This is a genomic window from Vibrio sp. 1562 (genome assembly GCF_033340155.1).
Lineage (GTDB): Bacteria > Pseudomonadota > Gammaproteobacteria > Enterobacterales > Vibrionaceae > Vibrio > Vibrio alginolyticus.
Genome location: NZ_JAWOVY010000643.1, coordinates 1 through 558 on the forward strand (window position 1 = coordinate 1; position 558 = coordinate 558).

1 protein-coding gene is annotated in these 558 nt (G+C 43.4%); it reads left to right on the forward strand.

Annotated elements, in window-relative coordinates:
• Positions 1-454: FAD-dependent monooxygenase (locus R7Z49_RS26845; protein ID WP_318112709.1), on the forward strand; the 454-nt coding region annotated here is incomplete at its 5' end.
• Positions 455-558: the final 104 nt, after the last annotated feature.

Genomic DNA, 558 nt, shown 5'->3' on the forward strand with positions numbered 1-558 from the left:
GCTTTGCGCTATGACCAAACCTCAATTAAGAGAAGAGATCGTGCGTCACTTTCCTAAAGAGCTTGGAGATATCGAAGTTCTGCAGTTTGGTTCTTTCCCTTTGACACGTCGACACGCGCAGTCCTATTCGTATAGAGGTTGTGTGCTAGTTGGTGATTCAGCGCATACAATCAATCCATTAGCGGGGCAGGGCGTGAATTTAGGCTTTAAAGACGTTGATGTATTGCTATCAGTGACACAAGGGCAAGATGAGTTAACGGATGCTCTATTAGCAAAATATGAGCGTACTCGTCGCCCGGACAATCTTCTAATGCAGACCGGTATGGATTTTTTCTACAAAGGCTTTAGCAATGATTTGGGGCCTTTGAAGTTTGCACGCAATGCAGCATTAAAGCTGGCTGAAAATTCAGGGCCGATCAAAGCACAAGTATTGAAATACGCGTTAGGTATGTAGGCTAAGTATTACGTAGCAAACCAGATAGAAAAAAAGCGAGCCATGAGCTCGCTTTTTTAATTCGGTAAATCAAAGATCTACCGAGTCCAGAATCGGAAAAAAGA